This is a genomic window from Vreelandella sp. DA03-1M (genome assembly GCF_055725665.1).
Genome location: NZ_CM146798.1, coordinates 2,238,916 through 2,261,519 on the forward strand (window position 1 = coordinate 2,238,916; position 22,604 = coordinate 2,261,519).

Below are 22,604 nucleotides of genomic sequence, written 5' to 3' on the forward strand. Positions count from 1 at the left end.
TCCCGTGATTGATTCATCGCTGACGACTGTTCCCCACTGGATAGGAGGGAGCCCCGTAGAAGCAGCTCGTTACTTCCCCGTGGTAGATCCAGCCTTTGGTAAAACGGTGCGCCAAGTGGCAATGGCGGACACGCAAACGGTCAATTCAGCCGTGAAAATGGCGCTAACGGCGTATCCCACTTGGCGTGATATGCCGCCTAGCAAGCGCGTACAGGTCATGTATCGCTTCAAAATGCTGTTAGAGCGTGATGCTGAGGCGCTGTGTAAGCTGATTAGCGAAGAACATGGCAAAGTGTTGGAAGATGCCATGGGAGAACTCAAACGTGGCATTGAAAACGTCGAATACGCATGCGGTATTCCTGAGCTATTAAAGGGCGAGTATTCCCATAACGCTGGACCGGGTATTGATACGTGGTCAAACCATCAGCCGGTGGGGATTGTCGCGGGCATCACACCGTTCAATTTTCCCACGATGGTGCCGCTATGGATGTTCCCCATAGCGATTGCATGTGGCAACTGTTTTATTTTAAAACCGTCAGAGCAAGTGCCCTCCGTGGCGATCAAAATGGCGGAGCTACTTGAAGAGGCAGGCCTGCCCGCCGGTGTGTTTAGCGTCGTACAAGGAGACCGCGAAGCCGCCGATGCGCTCATCGAGCATTCAAAGGTTAAAGCGCTATCGTTCGTTGGTTCTACGCCGGTAGCCAAAGCAATATACGAGCGTGGTGCCAGCCTGGGTAAGCGCGTGCAAGCATTAGGTGGGGCGAAAAATCATGCGGTCATACTGCCTGATGCTGACCTTGAGAATGCGGCTAATACCTTGATTGGTGCCGCTTATGGTAGCGCTGGTGAACGCTGCATGGCGATTTCGGTGGTTGTTTGTGTGGGAAATCAAACCGCTGATGTGTTGGTAGACAAGATTGCTGAAAAAGCGAAGCATCTCAATATTGGACCCGGAACAGAGCCGGGGTTGGATATGGGCGCGTTGGTAAACCAAGCCCACCGTGATCGGGTGGCAGACTATATCGGTCAAGGCGAATCAGCTGGTGCAGTATTAAGACTCGATGGTCGCAAACATCCGCTAGTGGAAAACGCCCCTGGCTACTTTATGGGCGCGACGCTATTTGACCACGTCACTTCAGCGATGCGTATTTACCAAGACGAGATTTTTGGCCCCGTCTTGTGTGTCGTTCGCGTGGATGACTTTGATCAAGCCATTGAACTCATAAATGCTCACCAGTATGGAAATGGTACCTGCTTGTTTACCCGCGCTGGTGAAGCAGCACGCCGCTTCACCGATGAGGTTGAAGTCGGCATGGTAGGTATTAATGTGCCGCTACCCGTACCGGTAGCCTTTCATAGCTTTGGTGGGTGGAAAGAGTCACTGTTTGGCGACTTGCATGCCTATGGGCCCGACGCTGTGCGCTTTTACACTCGGCGAAAGGCAGTCTCACAGCGCTGGCCGACGGAAAGTGCCCAAGAGACGGCACAGTTTAGCTTTCCCTCCCACTGAACCTACCTTTCCCCCCTGCCCGCCGGATACTTACTCTGGCGGGTGAGTTGGCCGTTGCTAGCGATAACCCGCCATAAGCTCCCTGACCAGTGGTGTATCCGCATCACGATGTGTGGGTAATTCAAAGCGTGCTTTGGCAATCGCGGTACGGGAAAGATCCGCCATAATCAGCACTTCTTCATCGTCGGCTTGCGCAAGCGTCTCACCACCCGGGCCGAGAATGCGTGAGCCGCCCCAGAAGTGGCTGTCACCCTCCGGCCCAAAGCGGTTCGCCATAATGACCGGTGTGCCATAGGTCATGGCGTAAAACCGGGTATTCAATGCCCAATTTTCTTCATTGGAAAAGTCCTCACTAACGATGCCGCTAGCTGAGTTAATCGGCGCGCAAAGCACCGTCGGGCGAGCGAGCAGGGCGGCATGCACTAATGCTGGGTTCCATAAGTCGGCACAAATCAGCTGAGTGGCCGACCAGCCAGGGCAAATATCGGTATGCGTGAGTTCACTGCCATGGGTAAACCACTTGCCTTCTTCCAGCCCGCCATAGGTGGGCAGATTAAGCTTACGATGCACGCCCATTAGCTGGCCGTGCTGAAAGATGGCCAGCGCATTGTAGTACTCACCGGGGCTCGCCTCTTCGACAAAACCCATCACGACCTGCATAGAACCACAGGCATTGGCTAGCGTTTTAAGGCGTGGGTCTTCCAAGGGCATCGCCACCTGCATCACTTGGTTCGCTAGGCGATAACCTGTCAATGACAACTCGGGGAATACCAACAATTCCACCCCTTTACGCTTTGCCTCGGCAATTAGCGATAAATGGCGGTCGATATTGGCGTTCAACTCACCCAATGTTGTATTGATCTGCGCGGCACCGACGCGAAGCTTGTCTTGATAATGCATTGGCGTCTCCATTGAAAAAGCCGCTCAAATAGAGCGGCTTTGCTGTGATGTGATGGCAAGACACTATGCCAGCGCTATGAGCATGTGCCTAGCGGTGTTAGAGCAAATCATTCTCATCTAGGAAGCTCTCTGCCACGTCTTCGATTGACTCACGCTCAACGTCCACGCTGGCATTGAGTTCGGCCATCGTCGCGTCGTTTAAGAGTGCCGAGAGTTTATTCATCTGGTCGGCAAGCTCAGGATTAGCTTCCAGGGTTTCCGTACGCACCACCGGAGCGAGCGCATAAGACGGGAAAAAGCCTTGATCGTCTTCAAGAACATAAAAGTCAAAGGCAGGAATACGGCCGTCGGTGGCAAATACGAGGCCGACGTCGACTTCTTCATTGCGCAGTGCTTGATAGACTAAGCCTGTATCCATGCGGCTCACTTCGCTGCGACCAACACGAAAGTCGTAGGCTTCCATTAGCGGGCGCCAACCATCTTCACGGGCGTAGAACTCGGCATTGAGCGCAAAGGTTAGACCCTGCTCATTATTGACCGCGTCGGCCAGGTCAGAAAGCGTTTCAATGCCACTTTCCTCGGCGGCAGCTTCGCGCATGGCGAGCGCATAAGTGTTGTTGGCCTCCGACGGTTCAAGCCAGGTAAGGCCTTTCTCGGCGTCGAGTTCCTTGACCCGTTGGTAGGTTTCTTCAGGGCTTAGGCTTTCGCTGATGTCGTTGTAGTTGATCAGGGACGTGCCGGTGTACTCCCAATAAAGATCAATCTGACCATTTTCCTGCGCTTGGCGAAGAATGGCCGAGCCCATGCCAGAACGGCTATCAACATCGTAACCGAGGTTGTCCAGATACTGTGTCGTCATGGTGGCCAGTATCTGCTGCTCGGTGAAGTTCTTACCGCCAACGCTAATTTCGTTGGCGTTTGCGAGCGAAACGCTGCTCGCCAAGGCAATACTAGTCAGTGCTGTCGTAAATGTTTTCATCATCGAATCCTTCTTTTGTTAGAAAAGCTTCATGAGTGGCGGGGCTTAAGTGCGACCGGGATTGACCCCACGAGGGACAACTAGAAACGCAATAACCGCGATCAGCGCATCGACCACGATCGCTAACAGCGCGGTCGGAATGGCACCGGAAAGCATCATGACCGGGTCATAAAGATCAATGCCGGTAAAAATAAGCTCACCGAGACCGCCCGCACCGATCAAAAACGCCAGGGGAACAGTGCCCACATTGATCGTTAGTGCTGTGCGCATCCCTGCAAAAATTACGTAGAGGGCATTGGGCAGCTCGACTTTGAAAAGCCGTTGCATCGGTGACATGCCAATCCCCGCAGCCGCTTCCATGAGTGCTGGGTTAACTCCCTTCAATCCCGTATAGGTATTACGGGTAATGGGTAGTAGCGTGGCCACAAAAAGGCCAAAAACAGCCGGTACCGTGCCAATGCCTAAAAAGCTCATCGACAGCGCAAGCACGGCTAGGGTGGGGATAGTGGTCCCAACGTTGAGCACTTGCATGAGTGATTCGGCTACATTCGCCATTTTGGGGCGCGATAGAACAATACCCAGCGGAATGGCAAAGAGAATTGCCAAGCTACCGGACATCACCGTGAGCCAGATATGCTGAACCATCAAATACTGAACGTCAGGTAGATACCACAAAAACTCATCAATAACGCCGCTAGACTGGCTCCACACTCCGGCGAAAAAAATGGCCACCAGCACCAGTACCTTAAGCGCCCCTTTTATGGATCGAATAGGCATGGTTATTCCTTAATGGCCGCAGATGGCTTGCGATCATCCCCTTGGCGAGCGCGATAGCGTGCGCCTAGGTGGCTGGTCATGGCGCGCTGGGTTATTTGGCCGCACACCGTTCCTTCTTGGTTGACGCAGGGCAGCCAAGTTTGGTCGTGAGCAAACATCAAAGAGGCGGCTTTGCGTAGGTCATCGTCGAGATCAACAACCGCAGGAACAGCTTGGAAGTGATCGCGGCAATAGCCTTTAGTAGTGCGGGCGACGGAGCGGCTAATAATCCCGGCGGGCTGCTTCCGTTCATTCACCATCAAAATAGCGTTTTGATAACCGTAGTCGTCAATTTTCGCCAACGCTGTCTCTAACGTATCGCTTGGCAAGACGGTGCCGATTTCGTCGGTAACAATCTCACGCACTTTTACCAGGTTTAACCGCTTAAGCGCACGGTCTTCACCGAGAAAGGATTCCACAAAAGCGTTTTTGGGCGCCGCCAGCAAGTCATCGGGCGTGGAGTACTGAACCAGCTTCCCCTCACGGAAAACCGCTACGCGGTTGCCCATTTTGATAGCTTCATCGATGTCGTGGCTTACGAACATGATGGTTTTGTTGAGTTCCTGCTGCATTTTAAGGAACTCATCTTGAATGACGGCCCGGTTGATCGGGTCGATAGCCCCAAACGGTTCATCCATCAACATCACTGGCGGATCGGCGGCGAGTGCACGGGCCACCCCAATGCGTTGCTGTTGACCACCCGATAACTCACTGGGGAAGCGCTTAAGAAAGGCATCCGGCTCCAGCGCGATCATCGCCATCATTTCGCGTGCCCGTGCTTTGTATTTGGCCTTATCCCAGCCCAATAGCTTGGGCACAATGGTGATGTTTTCCTCGATGGTCATGTTGGGAAACAGACCAATTTGCTGGATCACATAGCCAATATTGCGACGCAGTGTCTGAGTATCGAGGCCGGTTGTATCCTCGCCATTGATAAACACTTTGCCAGCAGTGGGCTTAACGATCCGGTTGATCATCTTCAACGTGGTGGTTTTGCCGCAGCCCGATGGCCCCAAGAGGACACAGATTTCCCCTTCAGGCACTTCCATATCGATATGGTCAGCGGCCACCACCGCGCCTTTCGGCGTATCGAACACCTTGGTCAGGCTATCAAGTCGAATCATATGGGTGTCTCTTATAGTAGCAATTACATCAAGAAAGAGGCGTTAGGTCGCCGCAGCCTCACGGCTCATTCCTTTAGGGGTTAGGCGCTTTTGTAAATACAGTAGTGAATAGTCAACGATAATGGCCAGCAGACTCACAGCAATCGCGCCGACGATTAGCTGGCGTGGATCCGATTGAGAAATGCCCCGGCTAATAAAGGTGCCTAATCCACCGGCGCCGATGTAGGCGGCGATCGCCATGACGCCAATATTGAGCACTACGGCCGTGCGTACGCCAGCCATGATGACCGGGATGGCGAGTGGAATTTCAACCAAACGCAGGCGCTGATTGGGGTTCATGCCAATGCCTCGAGCGGCTTCTCGTAATGCCGGATTAACATTATTAATCGCCGTGTACGTGTTGCGGATGATAGGTAGCTGGGAGTACAGCAATACCGCGATCACAGCTGGCACATAGCCGATGCCATGCCCGATGAGCGATAAAACCGGAATCATGATGCCAAAAAGGGCGATTGAAGGGATGGTAACGATGATGGACGCTAGATAGAGCACACTTTGTGCGACACGCTCATTTTTAGTAATGGCGATGCCGATTGGCACTCCCGTCAAGGTGGCAATGCCAACGGCAACGCCAACAAGGGCAATATGCTCGACTGTGCGTGACAGCAGCAGACCTGCATTATTCAAGGCGAAGTGAAATAGCTCCAAACGCTGCCTCCTGATTATTAATAATTATATAAGAGCCGTTATAAAACTGCTCATGTACGCTAATGGTGGCTAGAGCGCAGTCCGTCAGGGCACACATCTCTTGATGTGTTTAGAACAAAAGTAGTTTAACAAAAGGGACGCGTGATTATTGAGTATTAGTATGATGATGGGTAATAGGCACAATCAGGGAGCGTAATAGTTAATTTTTATGAATCAGTGCACTTTACTTACGCTTCGGCTGTTCTAGTGGCTAAGCCCTTCAGTTTGATTGGGTGGCTAGGCTAAATTATTTAGTAGTGTTTTTTTTATTAATGAAAGCTGAACAACGGAATCTCTTTTTTGCTCCGATAGGGGCCGCATTCTTGGAAGTATAATCTTCACGCAAATATTCGCAGCGAACAGATTGAAGCGCAACAGCGAAAGGTGACTGGCCTTGGAGAGTAGGCATGTAGCACAGGCAGTTAGCCAATGAACAAGAACAGAGTAAGAGGCTCTGCTGAGCAGGGCGAAAGATTTTCCCCGCAAATTATTATCATGACTTATTGGTATGGCCTCTTTCGTTTGAAAACCATGCCGCTATATACCTAGTGCGTTTACGTCGCTACCAGAAAAATCCCAGCCAGCGCCCCGATCAAGCGTTGGCCGAAACCTTTATTGTAGACAGCAGGGTGGCGATGCATGTCAAAGCGGCTGAAGAGCGCTCTCCTTTGCGGTGAGCTGAACCACTGACTTGGGTAGCTCGCTGGCGTGATGGATGACGATGGCACCTTTCGGCGTCTCCTCCTCTTCGGGAAAGCGATTGAGGTGAATTACCTGCATGCCAGCGGCCAATCCAGCGACAACGCCGACGGTGGCATCGTCGATCACTATGCAGCGCTCGGGTGCTTGGCCCATGGCCTCGGCCGCCTGTAGATAGAGTCTCGGATCGGGCTTCCACACACCCAAGGTATAGGCGCTGAAGAGGTTGTTGCCGAAGTGCCGTGCCAGGCCAGCACTTTCCATGGCGCAGCGAATCTTTCGATCCGGGCCGTTGGAAACAACCGCTTTGGGGTGGGCGGCAAGGATTTCCAGAACCTCGGGTATTCCGTCGATGGGCAGCAGCTCGGCGCGCATACGTTGCTCCATCAGGCGGCGCATCTCACTCTCCATTGCCGGGAAGTGCTCTTCGTTCAGGGCACCGTGGCGCTCGCCAAGGCTGTCAACGATGGTACGAAAACGCACGCCGCGGAATTCTTCCATGTATTGACGGGCGGAGAAGGGCAGGCCGAAGGTCGGCAGAATATTGCCCATCACCTCGCCGAGAAGGATCTCGCTATCGACCAGAGTACCGTCGGAGTCGAAGAGCAGGCAGAGAGGTAAGGACATAGAGGTCTCACGATGTTGAACAATGTAGCGCCGGCTCACTTTAACAGCAACCGGCGTCGGGGTAGATCAGACGAAGTCCGGCACCAAGGCACGGGGGATCGCCAGAATTAACTGAGGGTAGACAATCAGCAGCAGGATCACCGCAAGCATCACTGCCAGATAGATCAACGTGGTACCAAGCGCTTTGAGCAGTGGAATACCACCGATCTTTGCCGAGATCATCAAGCACAGCCCGTAGGGTGGTGTAATGAGCCCAAGGCCCAGTGCCATCACGCCAATTACCCCAAACTGCACCGGATGGATGCCCGCTTGCATAGCTAACGGCTGGAAGATCGGTGCCATGATCGCCATGGCCGGTAGCGAATCCATGAAGGTGCCGATGAGCAGCATTACGGCAGTCATCACCAGTAGCAGTATTATCGGATCTGAGATGTTGACCCCAGCCATCAGCTTGGGTGGAATCTGGTAGAAGCTGATTAGGTAACCAAAAATCGCCGCTCCCACCAAGCTGAATAGCGATAGCGAGCAGAGCCTAACGGTCGCCGTGGAGGAATCCAAGACATCGCTGAACGTCAGCTCTCGATAGACAAGAAAACCTAGTGCCAGTGCATAGAGCACGGCAATCATCGCCGCTTCGGTGGGGGTGACAATACCCAACGTAATGCCGCCAATGATCACCACTGGAATGCCTGCTGCCATCAGACCGTCCTTACCTGAGTGCAGCAGCTGGCGGAAGGTGGCACGCGGTCGAATCGGTACGTTATAGCGGCGCACGTAGCCTAGGTTTAACAAGAGCTGGGCTACGCCGATCATGATCCCGGGTAATATGCCGCCGAGGAAGAGGCCAGCGATGGACGTGTTGGTCAAGGCACCCCAAACAATCATGTTGATTGAGGGAGGAATGATGATGCCCATCACCGACGAGGCTGCTGTGACGGCTACGGCGAAGTGTGTCGGATAGCCTTCGCGCTTCATGGCTGGGATTAGCACCGTGCCTATGCCTGCGCTGTCGGCAGTAGAGGAACCGGAAACGCCCGCGAACAGCATGCTGACCATGACGTTAACGTGGGCCAGGGCGCCCTTAAAGTGACCCACTAATAGCATGCACAGCGTGATCAAACGATCCGTGATACGTGCTGCATTCATTAAGTTACCGGCCAGCAGAAAGAGCGGAACGGCTAGTAGCACGAATGAGTCCATGCCGCTGTACATGCGCTGGAAGAGCACCCAAGTGGTCAGCCGCGGGTCGAGGAAGATTAGGCTGAACGAGGTAAGGATGAGCGCCATGGCGATGGGCACGCCTACCACGATGAGCACGGAGAGCAAGCCGAACAACAGCCAGGGCAATAGGAAAATCCAGTCGGCAGGCATCATGGGCGGGGCTCTCCCTGTTCAGTGTGTGTCTTACTTCTGGGGGCCGGCTCAAGGCTTTCCACGCTGTGACCAGACGCGCTGCTGACCTTCAGCGTCTCGATCTCGCTCGGCGTATTGAGTGACGCTTCCATGGCATCCAAGCCGTGAAGAAGTGTATGCAGTAGGCGCTGTATACTGAATAGCAGAATGAACACCCCACTGACCAAGAAGGTGGAGTAGACGTAGATCATTGATAGCCCCGAGGCGGTGGCGCTACGGCGCAGCCCGGATAGGGCAAATTCGTAGCCGTGGAAGACGAAGATAATACCGATGGCCAAACACGCCAGGTCGCGAATCACCCGGGTAGCGAGATCGGCCCGTGAGCCGTGGGGGAAGGCTTCAAGCACAAAGTGGTCGGCGTGAAGCACTCCCACTGCGGCGCCCAGCATTACCATCCACTGGAAGGCGAAGCGGCTGAATTCCTCGGTCCAATAGAGATTTGGCATGAACGCCAGATTTCGGCTGATCACCTGGTAGATGACCATTAATATGAAGCCGAACACTAGCGACAGCAGAATCCAGTGGAGCACACGCTCCAGAAACCGGTTGAGCTGTGCCAAGCCAGCGAGCAGTCGGGACATGGTGATTACCTATGGCAAGCGAGGCGCCGGCCAGGCCGGCGCCGGGTGGGTTATTCCGCGTTGATGATCATCTGGTGGTACTCGGTCAGTCCCATGTCGGCGATCACGCTCTCTAGCGGTCCCGCGACGGCTTCCATCATTTTCTCGCGATCCATTTCGTGCAGGGTGGCACACTCTTCAACCAGCAGGTCGAGCGCTTCGGCATCTTGTTCTAGTTGCACGCTGCGAGCGTAGCTAGCGGATTCGGTGGCAGCCTTCATAACCTGCTCTTGCTGGGATTCGTCGAGACGATCCCAGGTTGCCTGAGAGAGTGTCAGCAGTCGCACCGTAATATCGTGCTCGGAGAGGCCGATGTGTGGGGCAACTTCGTGAAAGCGCATGCGGTGAATCCACTCTGCTTCATTGAGCAGTCCGTCAATGGCGCCCAGTTGCAACCCGGTGTAGATCTCGCTCCACTGCATGACGGTGGGGTCCGCGCCGAGTGCCTCCCAAGCAGTGATCAGTGGTTGGGTGGGGTTCGTGCGGATCTTTAAGCCTTCGAGATCATCAAGGCTCTCCAACGGCTCGGTGCTAACGACCTGGCGCTTGCCGCCACCGTAGAAAGCCAATACGCGCACGTCGGTTTCCGCAGTGATCTGGTCAGCAATTGCGCGGCCCACTTCGCCGTCAAGCACCTGGCTCCAATGATCTTCATCACGATACAAAAAAGGAATCGAGAAAACGTTGGCGGTGGGAGAAAAGTCGGTGATCAGGCCGGGGTTGATGATCGACACGTCCAGTGCGCCAGCCATCTGCTGTTCAAACATTTCAGTCTCGTGGCCGAGCACTGAATTCCCCATGATCTGGACGCCCATCTCGCCATCGCTGGCCTCGGCAAGCAGCTCTTTGAAGCGCTCGGCGCCCAATTGGTAAGCGGTGTCTTCGGTACCGCCGTGGCCGAAGTGAAGATCTAAGGCCTGGGCCGTGCCAGCGAACCCTAGAGCGGCCGTCGCCAGCAGGGCGGAGCCTAACAATCCACGAGTTGAGGTGTTTTTTAGATCGATCCATTTCTTAGTCATAATTCTACCTTTTTGTTATCGCCGCTTTGAGCGGCGTTGAGTTGCAGCATGGGACAGAACGCTAGGCGTGAGTCCCAGCAGCACGGTTGGGCAGGGTTGAGTCTGACGTAGGCCTGGCGGCCCCGCAGGAGTCGCGAATCTGCAGTCGGGGCGCTAATACCACTTGCTCCCGTGCGCCTTCCGGGTTGGCGATGCGTCGCAGCGCTAAGCGTGCCGCCTCTTCGCCGATTGCATAAGGATGGGTGGCGATGCTGGTCAGTGACGGTTCGCTCAGGCTGGCTTCTTCGACGTCATCCGTGCCGATCACCGCGCAGTCGACGCCTGGCACTAACCCTAGGCGCTTCAGGCCAAGCATGGCACCGAAGGCCACCATGTCGTTGTGGCAAACGACCGCTGTGGGCGCTGGCGATTCAGCCATTAGCTGCGTAATCATGTCGACGCCATCGCGGCGAGTCACGGTGGAGCGCAGCAGGCGCTGGTAGGTGAGCTGATGGTGTTCTAATGATTCCCGGTAGCCTTGCCAACGCTCGCGGGTCGCCGAGTGCTCGCTGTGACCGCCAAGGAAGGCGATGCGTTGATGGCCCAGTCTCACAAGGTGATCCATGGCTTGGCAAACCCCTTGGTGAAAGTTGGCGCCAGCATAGTCGAAGGGCGGCTCGGCCACGTGGCGTAGTACCTGCACGCAGGCCATGCCCCAATTGTCGAGAGTGTCGATTAATCCTGGGTCGGTGCCCTCCGCTGGGCATAACAGGATGCCGTCGACGCTGTGTTCGCGCATGCGCTCCAAAAAGCGCTGTTGGCGCGCTGGTGAATCCTCGCTGTTGGCCAAAAAAGAGACATAGCCTTCGCGGTTCAGTGCGGCATCAATACCCGCCACCATAGCGCCAAAGAAGGGATTGGCGATGTCGTAAACTACCACTCCAAGTGTCGAAGTGCGGCTGCCGCGCAGGGCGGCAGCGCCGCGGTTATAGACATAGCCCAGCGCTTTGATGGAATGCTGCACTTTTAGACGGGTTTGCTCGGCGACCAATGGGCTCTCGCGCAATACCAATGACACCGTAGAGCGGGATACCCCAGCGTGGGCGGCGATATCCTTCAGAGTCACACTAGCAGTATCGCGCTGGTTCTGATGGGGTAAGGCATCAAGGTGCATGGTAGCTACCTGTATAGTTGTTTTTAGATTGATCTAAAAGTTAGCTGAGATGATGAGCTTCTACCAATCGTCTTTAGTCTAAGAGTGCCCAATTAAGCACCCCGGCGCGCCTCCCAGGCCTCTTCGTTGACTAGGCTAATAGGTCGGCTGCCGGATAGTGCCAAGGTGAGGTTGTCAACCGCCCGTTGAGCCATGGCGTCGCGGGTTTCGTGGGTCGCCGAGCCGATGTGCGGCAGCGCTACCACATTGTTCATGTGAGGTAGAGGTGACTCCTGCGACAGCGGTTCCCGAGTGTAGACGTCGAGGCCAGCGGCGCAGATGCGTCCTTCCTCCAGCGCCTCAATCAGCGCTGCCTCATCCACTACTGGGCCACGGGCAATATTGATCAGAATCGCCGAAGACTTCATACGGCTGAGCTCATGAGCGCCGATTAGATGATGGGTGGTGTCGGAGAGTGGGACAGTAACGCATACGAAATCGGACTCGGTGAGCAACTCGTCAAGTGTACGGCGTTCGGCGCCCAACTCTTCTTCCAGGGCTGGCTTGGGCGAGGCCATGGCGTAGCGCACCTGCATACCGAAGCCCAATGCGCCGCGCCGGGCCACAGCTGCGCCGATGCGCCCAAAGCCCACGAGGCCGAGAGTCTTGCCGTGTACGTCGCTGCCGAAGTGCTCAGGTCCGATACTCTTCTGCCAGTCGCCGCGCCTGACAAAGTCGGCCAGTTCCACAACCCGGCGGGCGGTGGCCATGATCAGCGTCTTGGGCCCGATCAAGCATGGTCTCGGCGAGCTCGCGGGCGCTCGATGAGAGCGCTGTCGGCGTCCGTCGGTGCCAAGTGGCTGGCGGCACTGCCACGGCGATAGTATTCCACGTGAGGATCTGCACCGCCTTGGGCAAGCTCCTTGAAGACAAGGCCTGTGGGGTGTTCGGGGTCGGTGCGCAGATGGCGGCAGTCGAGCCCCTCGGCCTCCAGGGCTTGGCGAATGAAAGGCCCAAAGCCATCGTCGCCGACCCGGCTCAACCAGCCCACATGAAAGCCTAGGCGGGCTAGGCCGATGGCCACGTTGGTGTCGGCGCCTGCAATGCGACGCTGAAAGTATTCGACGTTGGCCAGCTTACCGGGCGCTTCGGCGACGAGCATTGTCATTGCCTCGCCGAAAGCAAGAATTTCGGGAGCGGCATAAGGTCGAATCATGACGATCTCCTGTGTCGTGGGTGGAAAGTTAGAGGTGGCGCAGTCGCGACAATTGTTTAGCGGTAATGGTCGTCAAATCCTGACCCTGTAAGGGGTATTCGATAGCGCGGGGGACTTGAGTTGGTAAGTGGGCTAGCAACGTATGCCAAGCAGCGAGTTCACCATCGTCGGGCACGCTAGCTCTGAGGTGTCCTTGATCGGACACGACTCCCTTGCAGTGTAGATAGCGCACGAAAGGCCCCAGGCGCTGCGCCGCGGCCAACGGGTCATTGCCAGTCCAGTGCCAGTTGCCAATATCAAAGGTCATGCCTAGCGGGCAGCCCGCTGAAGCGGCGTCTTCCAAGCAGGCGGACAAGGGTTCCAACGTGCCGCCTTCGAGGGTCTGGTCATTTTCTATCAGTAGCGGCGGGGCGGCCGCGAGGCGTTCCCGCAGCGCTGCCCAATCGACCTGACTCCCACCGGGGTAGTGGCCCATGGGGATTTTGACCGCGCCCGCGCCAAGTTCGGTGGCCTCGATCAGTTGCTTATCCAGACACGTAGCGAACCGGTCGACCTCCCAGAGCCTTTCGGGTGCGGAGTAAACGATGGCAAGGCCTAGGTCGGCGCAGGCCTGACCTAGGCCGATGAAGTCCGCGAAGTCAGGCGGCAGCAGCTCACGGCGGATCTCTACGCCGTCGGCGCCAGCCGCGGCGAGCCACGACAGCACTGCGGTATGGCCGTGGGCAGCGATGGCCTCGTGGCCATAGGCAGAGGTGGCGACCAGGGTGGCGGGTGAATCTGTAGTGCCAGAAAGCAACAGTGGGAACGATACCATTCGAGAGCGAGAAAATTGAAGGGACATGAGGAGTCCTGAATGAGTGGATTAGCGGCAGGTAGAGCCACGTGGAATCAGACTGGCCTGAAAATGTACGCGGCGTGCTGGCATGGTGCGGCCACCGGTGTCACGGCGACGCATTAGGCACTCGACTGCAGCACGACCGATCGCCTCGGTGGGCTGGGCCAGCGTGGTGATGCCGGGGCCAACGAGTTCGCACCAGTCGAGCTCGTCGATGCCCAGCAGCCCAGTCTCGCCAAGTCGGGCGCCTAGGGAATGTAGTGCCCGGGTAGCGGCCAGGGTGGCGTTGCCGTTGGCACAGAGCAGCGCCTTGGGTAGCGTGCCGGGACGTGCCAAAAAGTTGCCGATAGCACGGTTCAGAGACTCAGTCTCGCCGAGTGTCTGGCAATGAACCTCACCGGCCAGGGCGCGCGCAGCGACCCCTTGCTGGAAGCGAGTAAGGCGTGCCTGGCGTGGACTGGCCAGGCCCGGGGGTTCGCTCAGGTAGAGCAGTTCTCCATAACCCCTGGCTTGGAGGTGGTCTAGGGCTAAGTCGAGCGCACGAGCGTTGTCTAGGCCCACCACTTCAGCCTCTACCTGGCTCAACTCTCGCTCAAGGAGGACTAGAGGGGTGCCCTGTTCAACCAGCGCCTGCAGTTCGCGGTCCAGGCTGCCGACAGCGTTCATTACCAGACCCTCTACTCGGTAAGAGGTGAGTAGGGCGAGATGTTCGCGCTCTAGTGCCGAGTCATTGTCGGTGTTGCAGACCATCAGTGAGAGGCCGCGCTCGCGGCAGGCTTGTTCCACACCGTGCATCACTGCCACCGAGAACGGGTTCCGAATGTCTGCCACAAGCATGCCTATGATCCGCGAGCGACCACCCTTGAGGCCACTGGCCATCCGGTTGGGGTGGTAGCCTAGGCGCTGGGCCGCGGCGGCGATGCTCGTCTGCAGGTTCGGAGATAGCCGCTCACGTTCTCCACTGAAGTAGCGGGAAACGCTGGTCTTGGAAGCCCCTGCCTCGCGTGCAACCTCAAGGATTGTCGCGTGTTGATGAGTAGGTGTTGTCATTTTATCTCTACTTATGGGACCGTTCCCATCGTAGGCTCCAGATGTTAATAAGGCAAATGCACGTTGTTTAAGTCGTTCGAATGAAATTAGGATTGCATCAGCGTCTTAATGGAGTATTAGCTCTGTCCTCTCACACGTGATAATGATAATCTCATTATTATTAATAGTTTATAGCTATGTAGCAAGGTAATCCCCCGAAAAACCAGGGTGCTCAGAAGTAGAATGTTCCGTAAGCTAAACGAAGGGAGATTCTGCATAAAAAAATCACGTTTTTCAGACAGCCAAATACTGTCGATCCTTAAGCAAGCCGAAGGCGGTGCCCCGGTTCCGGAGCTATGCCGTAAACACGGTATGAGCAGCGCGACCTTCTATTAAGTGGCGAGCTAAATTCGGCGGTATGGATGCGTCCATGGTGGCACGGCTGAAAGAGCTAGAGGATGAAAACCGACGGCTCAAGAAAATGTATGCCGAGGAACGATTGAAAGCGGATATCCTCAAGGAAGCGATCGAAAAAAGTGGTGAAGCCGTCTCGTCGCCGTGAGATGGCGCAGAAAGCCGTCATGGAAAAGCACGTCAGCATCCGCCTGTCCTGCTGGATGTTTAGCCTCAGTGAAAGTTGCTATCGATACCAAGCGAAGCTCAGCGGCGAGAACGATCAAATCGCCGACTGGTTGATCACGCTGACGCATAACCAGAGAAACTGGGGCTTTGGCTTGTGCTTCCTGCACCTGCGTCATGTGAAAGGCTTTCGTTGGAACCATAAGCGGGTCTACCGAATTTACCGCGAGCTGGAGCTGAATCTTCGGAACAAACCGAAGAAACGGTTAATCCGCGAGAAGCCTGAGCCTTTAAAGGTGCCCGAAACGATTAATGACAGCTGGCCTATGGATTTTATGCATGACCAACTGAGCGATGGTCGTCGCTACCGCCTACTGAATGTGACCGACGACTTTAACCGAGAAGGTCTTGGTATCGAAGTAGACATCTCGTTGCCCACTGAACGAGTTATCCGGGCGCTAGACCAGATCATTGAATGGCGTGGTAAACCACACTCTATTCGTTGTCACTACGGGCCAGAATATATCAGCGGTAAGTTATCGGCATGGCCTGAACTCTACTTTTGAAACCCTCTGAAAATAGGGGGATTACCATTGTCTTGGTTTCTCCTGTGAAGTTAAACCTTCTGTGAAGTTAAAACAGTATAAATGTCCTTGGCCTAGCTGCCTTACGCGATACACGATGACTTGACGGTCATCATGGTTCGTTTAAATAATTTCAAGTTAAATTTTATGTAGCCATCTCGGTATACTTTATTAGATAGTCGTCTTGATGTTTTTTCGATGCAAGGCGTGAGAACGGCGATTTAGCTGTAATATTTCTTCCTTAACTAACGTTGATGAACGCGCAGCATACCGCGCTGACCTGCCATTGCTAGACGGAGATGTTTAATGTCAATTCGCAATTTAGATGCGTTGTTTTCTCCCACCACGATCGCTTTGATTGGTGCCAGCAATCGCCCAGGCTCAGTAGGTGCTGTGCTGGCGCGTAACTTGTTTGATGCCGGATTCGAAGGGCCGATCCTGACCGTGAATCCAAGAGAGCGGGCTATCCGCTCGGCTCTCAACTACCACACGGTAAGTGAGCTGCCGCTAGCGCCTGACTTGGCCATTATTGCGACGCCACCAGATACGGTCCCCGGGCTTATTCGCGAGCTTGGGGAGCGTGGGTGCCGGGCTGCAGTGGTGATTACCGCGGGCTTCGGTGAAGGTGAGCATGCCGATGGCCAAGTGCTCAAACAGGCGATGCTTGATGCGGCAAAGCCTTACTTGATGCGCATTGTTGGCCCTAATTGCTTGGGGGTCTTGGCACCGCACCGGGGAATCAATGCCAGCTTTGCGCATATCATGCCCCAAAAGGGGAATGTCGCCTTTGTGACGCAGTCAGGCGCGGTGGCTACTTCTATCCTCGATTGGGCGTCAGCGCGGGGGGTCGGCTTTTCGCATGTGGTGTCCCTCGGTTCGATGAGCGATGTCGATTTCGGCGATATGCTCGACTACTTGGCCCTCGACCCCAAGACGCATTCCATTCTGCTTTATGTTGAGGCCATTACCGAGGCACGCAAATTCCTATCGGCGGCCCGCAAGGCCTCACGTAATAAGCCTGTGGTGGTGGTTAAAGCAGGGCGCAGCGATGCTGGCGCCAAAGCCGCACTGTCACATACTGGGGCGCTGGCGGGTGCTGATGCCGTTTACGATGCAGCGTTTCGGCGCGCAGGTATGCTGCGGGTCAATACACTTGATGAACTGTTTCAAGCCGCAGGCACCCTGGCCACCGGTATTCACGTTAAAGGCGACCGGCTAGCTATTCTCACCAATGGAGGGGGAATCGGTGTGCTGGCAGTGGATGAGCTGGCCGAGATGCAGGGTCGCTTGGCCGAGCTTTCTGAAGCAACGCTAGCGCGTTTGGATAGTGTGCTGCCACCCACGTGGTCGCATGCCAATCCGGTCGATATCCTCGGCGATGCGCCGGGGGAACGCTACACAAGCGCACTTGAAGCCTTGCTTAACGAGAAAGAAGCGGATGCGATTCTTGTTATGAACTGTCCCACCGCGGTCGCAGATAGCCTGGACGCTGCCCAAGCGGTGGTTGATACCCTGGGGTCGCAACGTCCGGCCGTTCTTACCTGCTGGCTGGGAGAAGGGGCGCCAGCTAAGGCCCGCCATTTGTTTGCGGCACAAAAAATTCCAACCTACGAAACGCCTGAGCAGGCCATCCGGGCCTTCTGGCACTTATCCAGCTACTGGCGAAACCAGCAAACGTTGATGGAAACGCCACCGCCCATTTCCACTGACGGTACCATCGATAAAGCCAGCGCGAACGCTATTATTGACCAAGTCCTTAAAGATGAGCGCAACGTGCTGACCGAGCCAGAGGCCTCGGCAATATTGTCGGCTTATGGGATTCCAACCGTCCCTGCCATTGCTGTGCATACACCTGAAGAGGCGAGTGAGGCAGCAAAGCAGTTGGGCTTCCCGGTCGTGCTGAAGATCCTCTCGCGTGATATTTCGCATAAGTCTGATAGCGGGGGCGTGCAGTTGAACCTGGCCTCGCCCGGTGCGGTGGCACAGGCGGCCGAGGATATGCTGGCGACGCTGCGCCAAGTGGCGCCTGAGGCGCGGTTAGATGGTTTTAATGTGCAGCCGATGATTCGTCGCCCTGGGGCGCATGAGCTGATTTTAGGTGTCGCGGAAGATAGCGTTTTCGGGCCGATTATTATGTTTGGCCAGGGAGGCACGGCAGTAGAGCTAATCGGTGACCGGGTGGTGGGTCTCCCGCCACTCAACCCGCTGCTAGCACAAGAAATGATCCAGGCGACACGTATCTCACGTTTGCTGCGCGGCTACCGTGACCGCCCTGCGGCCGACTTGGAAGCGATTTCTCTCACGCTCATTAAACTGTCACAGTTGATCAGCGATCTGGATCGCGTGGTTGAACTGGATATCAACCCGCTACTGGCCGATGCTACCGGAGTGATTGCCTTGGATGCGCGCATCGTGGTCAGGGCCGACCGTGAAGGGCGGCCTCCTTTTGCCATCCGACCCTATCCGCAGCAACTTGAGCAAACTATCGAAACACGCATTGGCCAGCATTATTCACTGCGCCCCATTCGTCCCGAAGATGAGGGTGCGCTGGTGGATATGCTTCGTCATTCCACGTCCGATGATGTGCGCCTACGCTTCTTTGCCGCCATCCGGCGGTTCGACCATGCCTTCGCCGCCCGGCTGACTCAGATCGATTATGATCGGGAAATGGCGTTTATTGCGATGCCACAAGGTAAACAGGAAATCGTGGGTGTTGTCCGTTTGTCTGCTGATCCCGACAAGGAAAAGGCGGAGTTTGCGATCATGGTGCGTAGTGACATGAAGGGCACCGGGCTTGGCTATCGGCTTATGCAGCAGATGATCGACTATGCGCGTGAAAATGGCCTTCAGCAGGTCTTTGCCGATGTTCTGCGAGAAAACCATGCCATGCGAGAAATGGCGAAAGAGTTTGGTTTCGTGGTCCAGTCAACCAAAGATGAAGCAGATACCGTCATGATTGTGCTTAATCTGTAACGCCGCTATCCGGCAACTGCCTGAGTTGGTAACCCAGGGAGCTATCTTGGTCATCTGCTCTGACACCCCGGGTTATGTGTGTTAATTAACGATGGTCTGAATGTTCAAGGTTTCGCATTCTGTAGCGCTTGTTCTTCGATGGCCCTATCGACTGAAGAGACATAGTACTCGTCGTCGAAAGCGCCTTCTGGTTCCTTGAGCCACACTAGGCAGATCACCCAACTGATGAAGGCACCCGTCGCGATGATGTAGAAGAACTGCGAGGGTGTGACAAACGTAAAGATGGTTAGGTAGACCACCGCGCCAACATTACCGTAAGCGCCCGCCATGCCCGAGATCTGCCCAGTGATGCGGCGTTTGATGGAGGGAATGATACCGAAGGTTGCCCCCTCAGCCCCTTGCACGAAAATCGAGGTGCCGATGGTCACCGCAATGGCCAGAATGAGTGGCCAACTCGAATTGAGCATGGCCATCAGCAAGAACCCAACGCTAATGCCAAACATGTAGCACAGCATTACGAAACGCCGGTTACCCATGCGGTCGGAAACCATGCCGCCCATGGGGCGTGCGACCAGATTGACGAAAGCGAAAGACGCCGCGATCAGGCCGGCCGTGGCGGCATTCAACCCCCAGGTCTCCTCAAAGAACATGGGCAGCATCGATACCACCGCCAACTCAGCGCCGAAATTGGCAAAGTAAGTGCTGTTAAGCGCGGCCACGCTGTTGAATGAGTACTTATCATCCTCAGGTACACCCTTGCGTAGAATCGGCAGATTGACCCGTAGGATTTGTACTATCTGATAAATGACGATCGCTACGATGGTGAGGTAAGCGATGACCGCACCAGTGACCGATAAATAGCCCATGTACTGGATGCGCCAGACCAGAATCGCGAGTACGCCGACCAGCGGGATTGTCCAGATAATCAGCTTGATCATATCGCCCCAGGAGCTCACTTCCATAGCGGCGGTTTTGCGTGGCTTGCGGTGGGCTTTAGCGTCCGGGCCATCGGTGATCGCGAACCAGTAGTAAACGCCGTAGGCTGCCATCACAATAGCGCTCTGGGCAATTGCCCAGCGCCAGCCATCGGGGCCGCCGTACATGCTCAAGGCGATGGTCGGCAGCGACATGGCCGCGACGGCGGAGCCGAAGTTACCCCAACCAGCGTAAAAGCCCTCGGCGAAACCGATGTCTTTCGGCTTGAACCACAGCGCGGTCATGTGGATACCGACCACAAAGCTGGCACCAATCGAACTCAGCACCAGGCGCGCCACCAGCAGTTGCGTCATGCTGTTACCGAAAGCGAACGCCAACGCCGGTAGCGCCATAGTGACCATGAGCACCGAGAACACCCGTCGCGGGCCGAATCGATCCAGCGCCATGCCGACGATGATGCGGGCGGGAATGGTCAAGGCCACGTTGCAGATGGCGAACAGCTTGAGATCATCCGTGGTCAGCCAGTCGACGCTCTTGAGCATGCTCGACGCGAGCGGCGCCATGTTGAACCACACGTAAAAGGTAATAAAGAAGGCAATCCAGGTCAGGTGCAAGGCCCGAATCTCGGGGCTGCGAAACTTGAATACAGCGGAAACTTTCATGGTCGTATCGTCCTGTGTCCCAAAGGTGGTTTGTACCAAAAAGAGGGGGAGGGGCTGTTCAAGGGCTGGGTAGGATCAACAAGGGACACTCGGCGCGCCGGGCCAGGAACGAGCTGACGCTGCCGAAAGTCATGTAGTCGAGTTCATCAACAAAATAAGTTAACGACTTGGCGATGATGCCGCCGTCCGGCTGATGGCTATGGCGGGCAATAACCAGTAGGTCTGGCGAGAGTTTGCGAGTGGCCTGCAGCAACATCTTGCGCGCATCCCCTTCGGCGAGAAGCTGCTCGGCCTGGAAGCCCTCGCCGATGGCGAATGCCACACCCTCTTGAAGGTGCCGTTTAACCTCATCGCGTTCCTGCTGAAAAAGCGTTTCGTTGCTATCGGTAGCGTCGAGTGGGTTCTCCACCACGCCGACCAGTACCAGCAGGGGTTGGTTACAACGGAACATAGTGACGACTTGAGCGAGTGCCAGCTTGGCGTTTCGCGAACCGTCATAGGCGATCATGATTTTCATGGTGTCCTCCCGCAGTGGGGTAGGGAGTGAAGACCCGGAGCTTGGCTCCGGGCGTAAAGAGGCAAGTTGTATTCAAGGGTTTTTGACGTAGGCACCCTTGCGTAGGTAGAACCACCAGTTGATGACCAGGCAGATGGCGTAGAAGACCGCAAAACCATACATGGCAAGTTCCGGTGTGCCGGCCTGGATTTGCTCGCCCATTACCCGCGGGGCGATAAAGGCGCCATAGGCAGCGACGGCTGAGGTCCAGCCAAGTACCGGGCCTTTCTGCTGCTGGTCGAAAATAACCCCGATGCTGCGGAAGGTAGAGCCGTTGCCGATGCCACTGGCGGCGAATAACACGATGAATAGCAGCAGGAATAGCCAGAAGAATTGATTTGGATCGGCGGCGTTGTAAGCCAGCATCATCACGTAGCCGGTGGCGATAGAGGCGACCACCATGACCGCGGAGATTATTTGGGTAACGATGGAGCCACCCACTTTGTCGGAGATCCATCCGCCCAGCGGACGGATCAGGGCGCCCACGAAGGGGCCTATCCAGGCCCAGGTTAAAGCGCTGGGCGCCTCTGGGTTAGCCACGCGAATCAGCGTGCCATCGGCAGTGGCTTCCATCATGTTGCCGAAGATCACGTTGATGGAGAGCGGCAGGGCTGCAGAGAAGCCGATAAAGGAGCCGAAGGTTAGAATGTAGAGGATGGTCATTGACCAAGTGTGCTTATTGGAAAATATCGCGAACTGCTTCTGAATATTGGGCTTGATGTCGCCTGGAATCAGGCGCAACAACACTAGAGTCAGAACAATGGTTAACGGCAGGGCAATCCACATATTAAGCCAGCCAAGTGCCAACATACCGACGATGGCGGTCACCAAGCCGACGCCGTAAAGCCCTAATATTTTGCCGAAAGCCGCCAGCGGCGAACCAGGGTTGGGCGTAATAGTGCGAAGATTGTTCATGCCGAACCAACCGGCGAACGCCAGCGGAATCAGAAAAACGAGCCAGATAAAGCCAGCATTCTGGATCCAGGTATCAGTTCCCGCTTCGATGCGACCAATCAAGGTGCCGCTGGCGCTTTGCAATTCCATCGGCGAACCGGCTATAGCGCCGAAAATGCCGACGGTCATTACCAGCGGGATGACAACTTGCATGGCGGTGACGCCGAAATTGCCGAGGCCTGCATTCATGCCCAGGGCGTAACCTTGCTGCTTGCTGGGATAAAATGTGGAGATGTTGCTCATCGAGCAAGCGAAGTTGCCACCGCCGATACCGGAAAGTAGCGCCAACGCCTGGAAAACCCAGAACGGCGTGTCTGGGTTCATCAAAGCGATACCAGTTCCTGCGGCGGGGATCATCAATAGCGCGGTGGTCAGAAAGATAGTGTTACGCCCGCCAGCGATGCGGATCATGAACGATGCTGGGATGCGCAGTGTGGCACCGGCTAAACCGGCAAGTGCGGTCAGGGAAAATAGCTGGTTAACCGTGAACGAAAAACCCAGGTTCTGCATCTGGGTGGTAATCATTCCCCACATCATCCAGACAGCGAATCCCATCAGCAGACTGGGAATGGATATCCATAGATTGCGGTTGGCAATGTGCTTGCCTTCCTGTTCCCAGAATTGGGCGTCTTCGACATTCCATTTCTCAATGTCGGCATTTCTCTTGCTCATGGCGGATTCCCCTTGGCTTCAA

18 protein-coding genes and 2 pseudogenes are annotated in these 22,604 nt (G+C 55.6%); 3 read left to right on the forward strand and 17 right to left on the reverse strand.

The features are described 5' to 3' along the window. The first annotated feature begins 19 nt into the window (after positions 1-19). Positions 20-1,510, forward strand: coding sequence for a CoA-acylating methylmalonate-semialdehyde dehydrogenase (locus tag ACXUPB_RS10370; RefSeq protein ID WP_472956733.1), 1,491 nt, complete (start codon positions 20-22; stop codon positions 1,508-1,510). Positions 1,511-1,567: 57 nt separating this feature from the next. Here ACXUPB_RS10370 and ACXUPB_RS10375 read toward each other — a convergent pair whose 3' ends face one another. The 14 genes and pseudogenes from ACXUPB_RS10375 to ACXUPB_RS10440 form a co-directional block, all read right to left on the reverse strand. Beyond that, positions 1,568-2,410, reverse strand: coding sequence for a nitrilase-related carbon-nitrogen hydrolase (locus tag ACXUPB_RS10375; RefSeq protein ID WP_179915169.1), 843 nt, complete (start codon positions 2,408-2,410; stop codon positions 1,568-1,570). A 97-nt stretch (positions 2,411-2,507) separates the two neighbouring features. Then, positions 2,508-3,392: a glycine betaine ABC transporter substrate-binding protein gene (locus ACXUPB_RS10380; RefSeq protein ID WP_179915168.1), complete on the reverse strand. Its 885-nt coding sequence runs from the start codon at positions 3,390-3,392 to the stop codon at positions 2,508-2,510. A gap of 42 nt (positions 3,393-3,434) precedes the next feature. Continuing rightward, the gene (locus ACXUPB_RS10385; RefSeq protein WP_035558475.1) at positions 3,435-4,166 is read right to left on the reverse strand and encodes an ABC transporter permease; all 732 of its coding nucleotides are present in this window, start codon (positions 4,164-4,166) and stop codon (positions 3,435-3,437) included. A 2-nt stretch (positions 4,167-4,168) separates the two neighbouring features. Continuing rightward, positions 4,169-5,329 carry an ABC transporter ATP-binding protein gene (locus ACXUPB_RS10390; protein ID WP_035558471.1) on the reverse strand — a complete coding sequence of 387 codons (1,161 nt, stop codon included), beginning with the start codon at positions 5,327-5,329 and terminating at the stop codon, positions 4,169-4,171. 42 nt (positions 5,330-5,371) lie between these two features. Further along, on the reverse strand, positions 5,372-6,037 hold the full coding sequence (locus tag ACXUPB_RS10395) for an ABC transporter permease (RefSeq protein ID WP_179915167.1): 666 nt from the start codon (positions 6,035-6,037) through the stop codon (positions 5,372-5,374). 681 nt (positions 6,038-6,718) lie between these two features. Next, positions 6,719-7,402 carry an HAD-IA family hydrolase gene (locus ACXUPB_RS10400; protein WP_179915166.1) on the reverse strand — a complete coding sequence of 228 codons (684 nt, stop codon included), beginning with the start codon at positions 7,400-7,402 and terminating at the stop codon, positions 6,719-6,721. Between the two features lie 66 nt (positions 7,403-7,468). Further along, entirely contained in the window at positions 7,469-8,776 is a 1,308-nt protein-coding gene (locus tag ACXUPB_RS10405; protein ID WP_179915165.1) for a TRAP transporter large permease, read from the reverse strand. Then, on the reverse strand, positions 8,773-9,396 hold the full coding sequence (locus tag ACXUPB_RS10410) for a TRAP transporter small permease (protein ID WP_179915164.1): 624 nt from the start codon (positions 9,394-9,396) through the stop codon (positions 8,773-8,775). Before ACXUPB_RS10410 ends, ACXUPB_RS10405 begins: the two co-directional genes overlap by 4 nt. A gap of 50 nt (positions 9,397-9,446) precedes the next feature. Further along, on the reverse strand, positions 9,447-10,454 hold the full coding sequence (locus ACXUPB_RS10415; RefSeq protein WP_179915163.1) for a TRAP transporter substrate-binding protein: 1,008 nt from the start codon (positions 10,452-10,454) through the stop codon (positions 9,447-9,449). A 61-nt stretch (positions 10,455-10,515) separates the two neighbouring features. Then, positions 10,516-11,607, reverse strand: coding sequence for a LacI family DNA-binding transcriptional regulator (locus tag ACXUPB_RS10420; protein ID WP_179915162.1), 1,092 nt, complete (start codon positions 11,605-11,607; stop codon positions 10,516-10,518). Between the two features lie 92 nt (positions 11,608-11,699). Next, positions 11,700-12,362, reverse strand: a pseudogene (locus ACXUPB_RS10425) (NAD(P)-dependent oxidoreductase); the annotation flags it as partial. Positions 12,363-12,376: 14 nt separating this feature from the next. Continuing rightward, the gene (locus ACXUPB_RS10430; RefSeq protein ID WP_179915160.1) at positions 12,377-12,802 is read right to left on the reverse strand and encodes a PfkB family carbohydrate kinase; all 426 of its coding nucleotides are present in this window, start codon (positions 12,800-12,802) and stop codon (positions 12,377-12,379) included. 28 nt (positions 12,803-12,830) lie between these two features. Further along, on the reverse strand, positions 12,831-13,643 hold the full coding sequence (locus ACXUPB_RS10435) for a sugar phosphate isomerase/epimerase family protein (RefSeq protein ID WP_246361683.1): 813 nt from the start codon (positions 13,641-13,643) through the stop codon (positions 12,831-12,833). A gap of 21 nt (positions 13,644-13,664) precedes the next feature. After that, the gene (locus ACXUPB_RS10440) at positions 13,665-14,687 is read right to left on the reverse strand and encodes a LacI family DNA-binding transcriptional regulator (protein WP_179915159.1); all 1,023 of its coding nucleotides are present in this window, start codon (positions 14,685-14,687) and stop codon (positions 13,665-13,667) included. A 255-nt stretch (positions 14,688-14,942) separates the two neighbouring features. Here ACXUPB_RS10440 and ACXUPB_RS10445 point away from each other — a divergent pair. Beyond that, positions 14,943-15,799, forward strand: a pseudogene (locus ACXUPB_RS10445) (IS3 family transposase); the annotation flags it as partial. A 336-nt stretch (positions 15,800-16,135) separates the two neighbouring features. Then, positions 16,136-18,802, forward strand: coding sequence for a bifunctional acetate--CoA ligase family protein/GNAT family N-acetyltransferase (locus tag ACXUPB_RS10450; protein WP_472956555.1), 2,667 nt, complete (start codon positions 16,136-16,138; stop codon positions 18,800-18,802). Between the two features lie 104 nt (positions 18,803-18,906). Here ACXUPB_RS10450 and ACXUPB_RS10455 read toward each other — a convergent pair whose 3' ends face one another. The 3 genes from ACXUPB_RS10455 to ACXUPB_RS10465 all read right to left on the reverse strand — a co-directional run bounded on the left by ACXUPB_RS10455 (position 18,907) and on the right by ACXUPB_RS10465 (position 22,582). Then, positions 18,907-20,400: an MFS transporter gene (locus ACXUPB_RS10455; protein ID WP_008958060.1), complete on the reverse strand. Its 1,494-nt coding sequence runs from the start codon at positions 20,398-20,400 to the stop codon at positions 18,907-18,909. Positions 20,401-20,458: 58 nt separating this feature from the next. Then, entirely contained in the window at positions 20,459-20,917 is a 459-nt protein-coding gene (locus ACXUPB_RS10460; protein WP_008958059.1) for a universal stress protein, read from the reverse strand. Positions 20,918-20,989: 72 nt separating this feature from the next. Beyond that, positions 20,990-22,582: an MFS transporter gene (locus tag ACXUPB_RS10465; RefSeq protein ID WP_179915157.1), complete on the reverse strand. Its 1,593-nt coding sequence runs from the start codon at positions 22,580-22,582 to the stop codon at positions 20,990-20,992. Between the last annotated feature and the right edge of the window lie 22 nt (positions 22,583-22,604).

Excerpts from the sequence above, each read along its gene's own strand:
- ACXUPB_RS10375 (WP_179915169.1), bottom strand. The coding sequence starts at position 2,410 with ATGCATTATCAAGACAAGCTTCGCGTCGGTGCCGCGCAGATCAATACA.
- ACXUPB_RS10380 (WP_179915168.1), bottom strand. The coding sequence starts at position 3,392 with ATGATGAAAACATTTACGACAGCACTGACTAGTATTGCCTTGGCGAGC.
- ACXUPB_RS10385 (WP_035558475.1), bottom strand. The coding sequence starts at position 4,166 with ATGCCTATTCGATCCATAAAAGGGGCGCTTAAGGTACTGGTGCTGGTG.
- ACXUPB_RS10390 (WP_035558471.1), bottom strand. The coding sequence starts at position 5,329 with ATGATTCGACTTGATAGCCTGACCAAGGTGTTCGATACGCCGAAAGGC.
- ACXUPB_RS10400 (WP_179915166.1), bottom strand. The coding sequence starts at position 7,402 with ATGTCCTTACCTCTCTGCCTGCTCTTCGACTCCGACGGTACTCTGGTC.
- ACXUPB_RS10405 (WP_179915165.1), bottom strand. The coding sequence starts at position 8,776 with ATGATGCCTGCCGACTGGATTTTCCTATTGCCCTGGCTGTTGTTCGGC.
- ACXUPB_RS10410 (WP_179915164.1), bottom strand. The coding sequence starts at position 9,396 with ATGTCCCGACTGCTCGCTGGCTTGGCACAGCTCAACCGGTTTCTGGAG.
- ACXUPB_RS10415 (WP_179915163.1), bottom strand. The coding sequence starts at position 10,454 with ATGACTAAGAAATGGATCGATCTAAAAAACACCTCAACTCGTGGATTG.
- ACXUPB_RS10420 (WP_179915162.1), bottom strand. The coding sequence starts at position 11,607 with ATGCACCTTGATGCCTTACCCCATCAGAACCAGCGCGATACTGCTAGT.
- ACXUPB_RS10430 (WP_179915160.1), bottom strand. The coding sequence starts at position 12,802 with ATGATTCGACCTTATGCCGCTCCCGAAATTCTTGCTTTCGGCGAGGCA.
- ACXUPB_RS10435 (WP_246361683.1), bottom strand. The coding sequence starts at position 13,643 with ATGTCCCTTCAATTTTCTCGCTCTCGAATGGTATCGTTCCCACTGTTG.
- ACXUPB_RS10440 (WP_179915159.1), bottom strand. The coding sequence starts at position 14,687 with ATGACAACACCTACTCATCAACACGCGACAATCCTTGAGGTTGCACGC.
- ACXUPB_RS10450 (WP_472956555.1), top strand. The coding sequence starts at position 16,136 with ATGTCAATTCGCAATTTAGATGCGTTGTTTTCTCCCACCACGATCGCT.
- ACXUPB_RS10455 (WP_008958060.1), bottom strand. The coding sequence starts at position 20,400 with ATGAAAGTTTCCGCTGTATTCAAGTTTCGCAGCCCCGAGATTCGGGCC.
- ACXUPB_RS10460 (WP_008958059.1), bottom strand. The coding sequence starts at position 20,917 with ATGAAAATCATGATCGCCTATGACGGTTCGCGAAACGCCAAGCTGGCA.
- ACXUPB_RS10465 (WP_179915157.1), bottom strand. The coding sequence starts at position 22,582 with ATGAGCAAGAGAAATGCCGACATTGAGAAATGGAATGTCGAAGACGCC.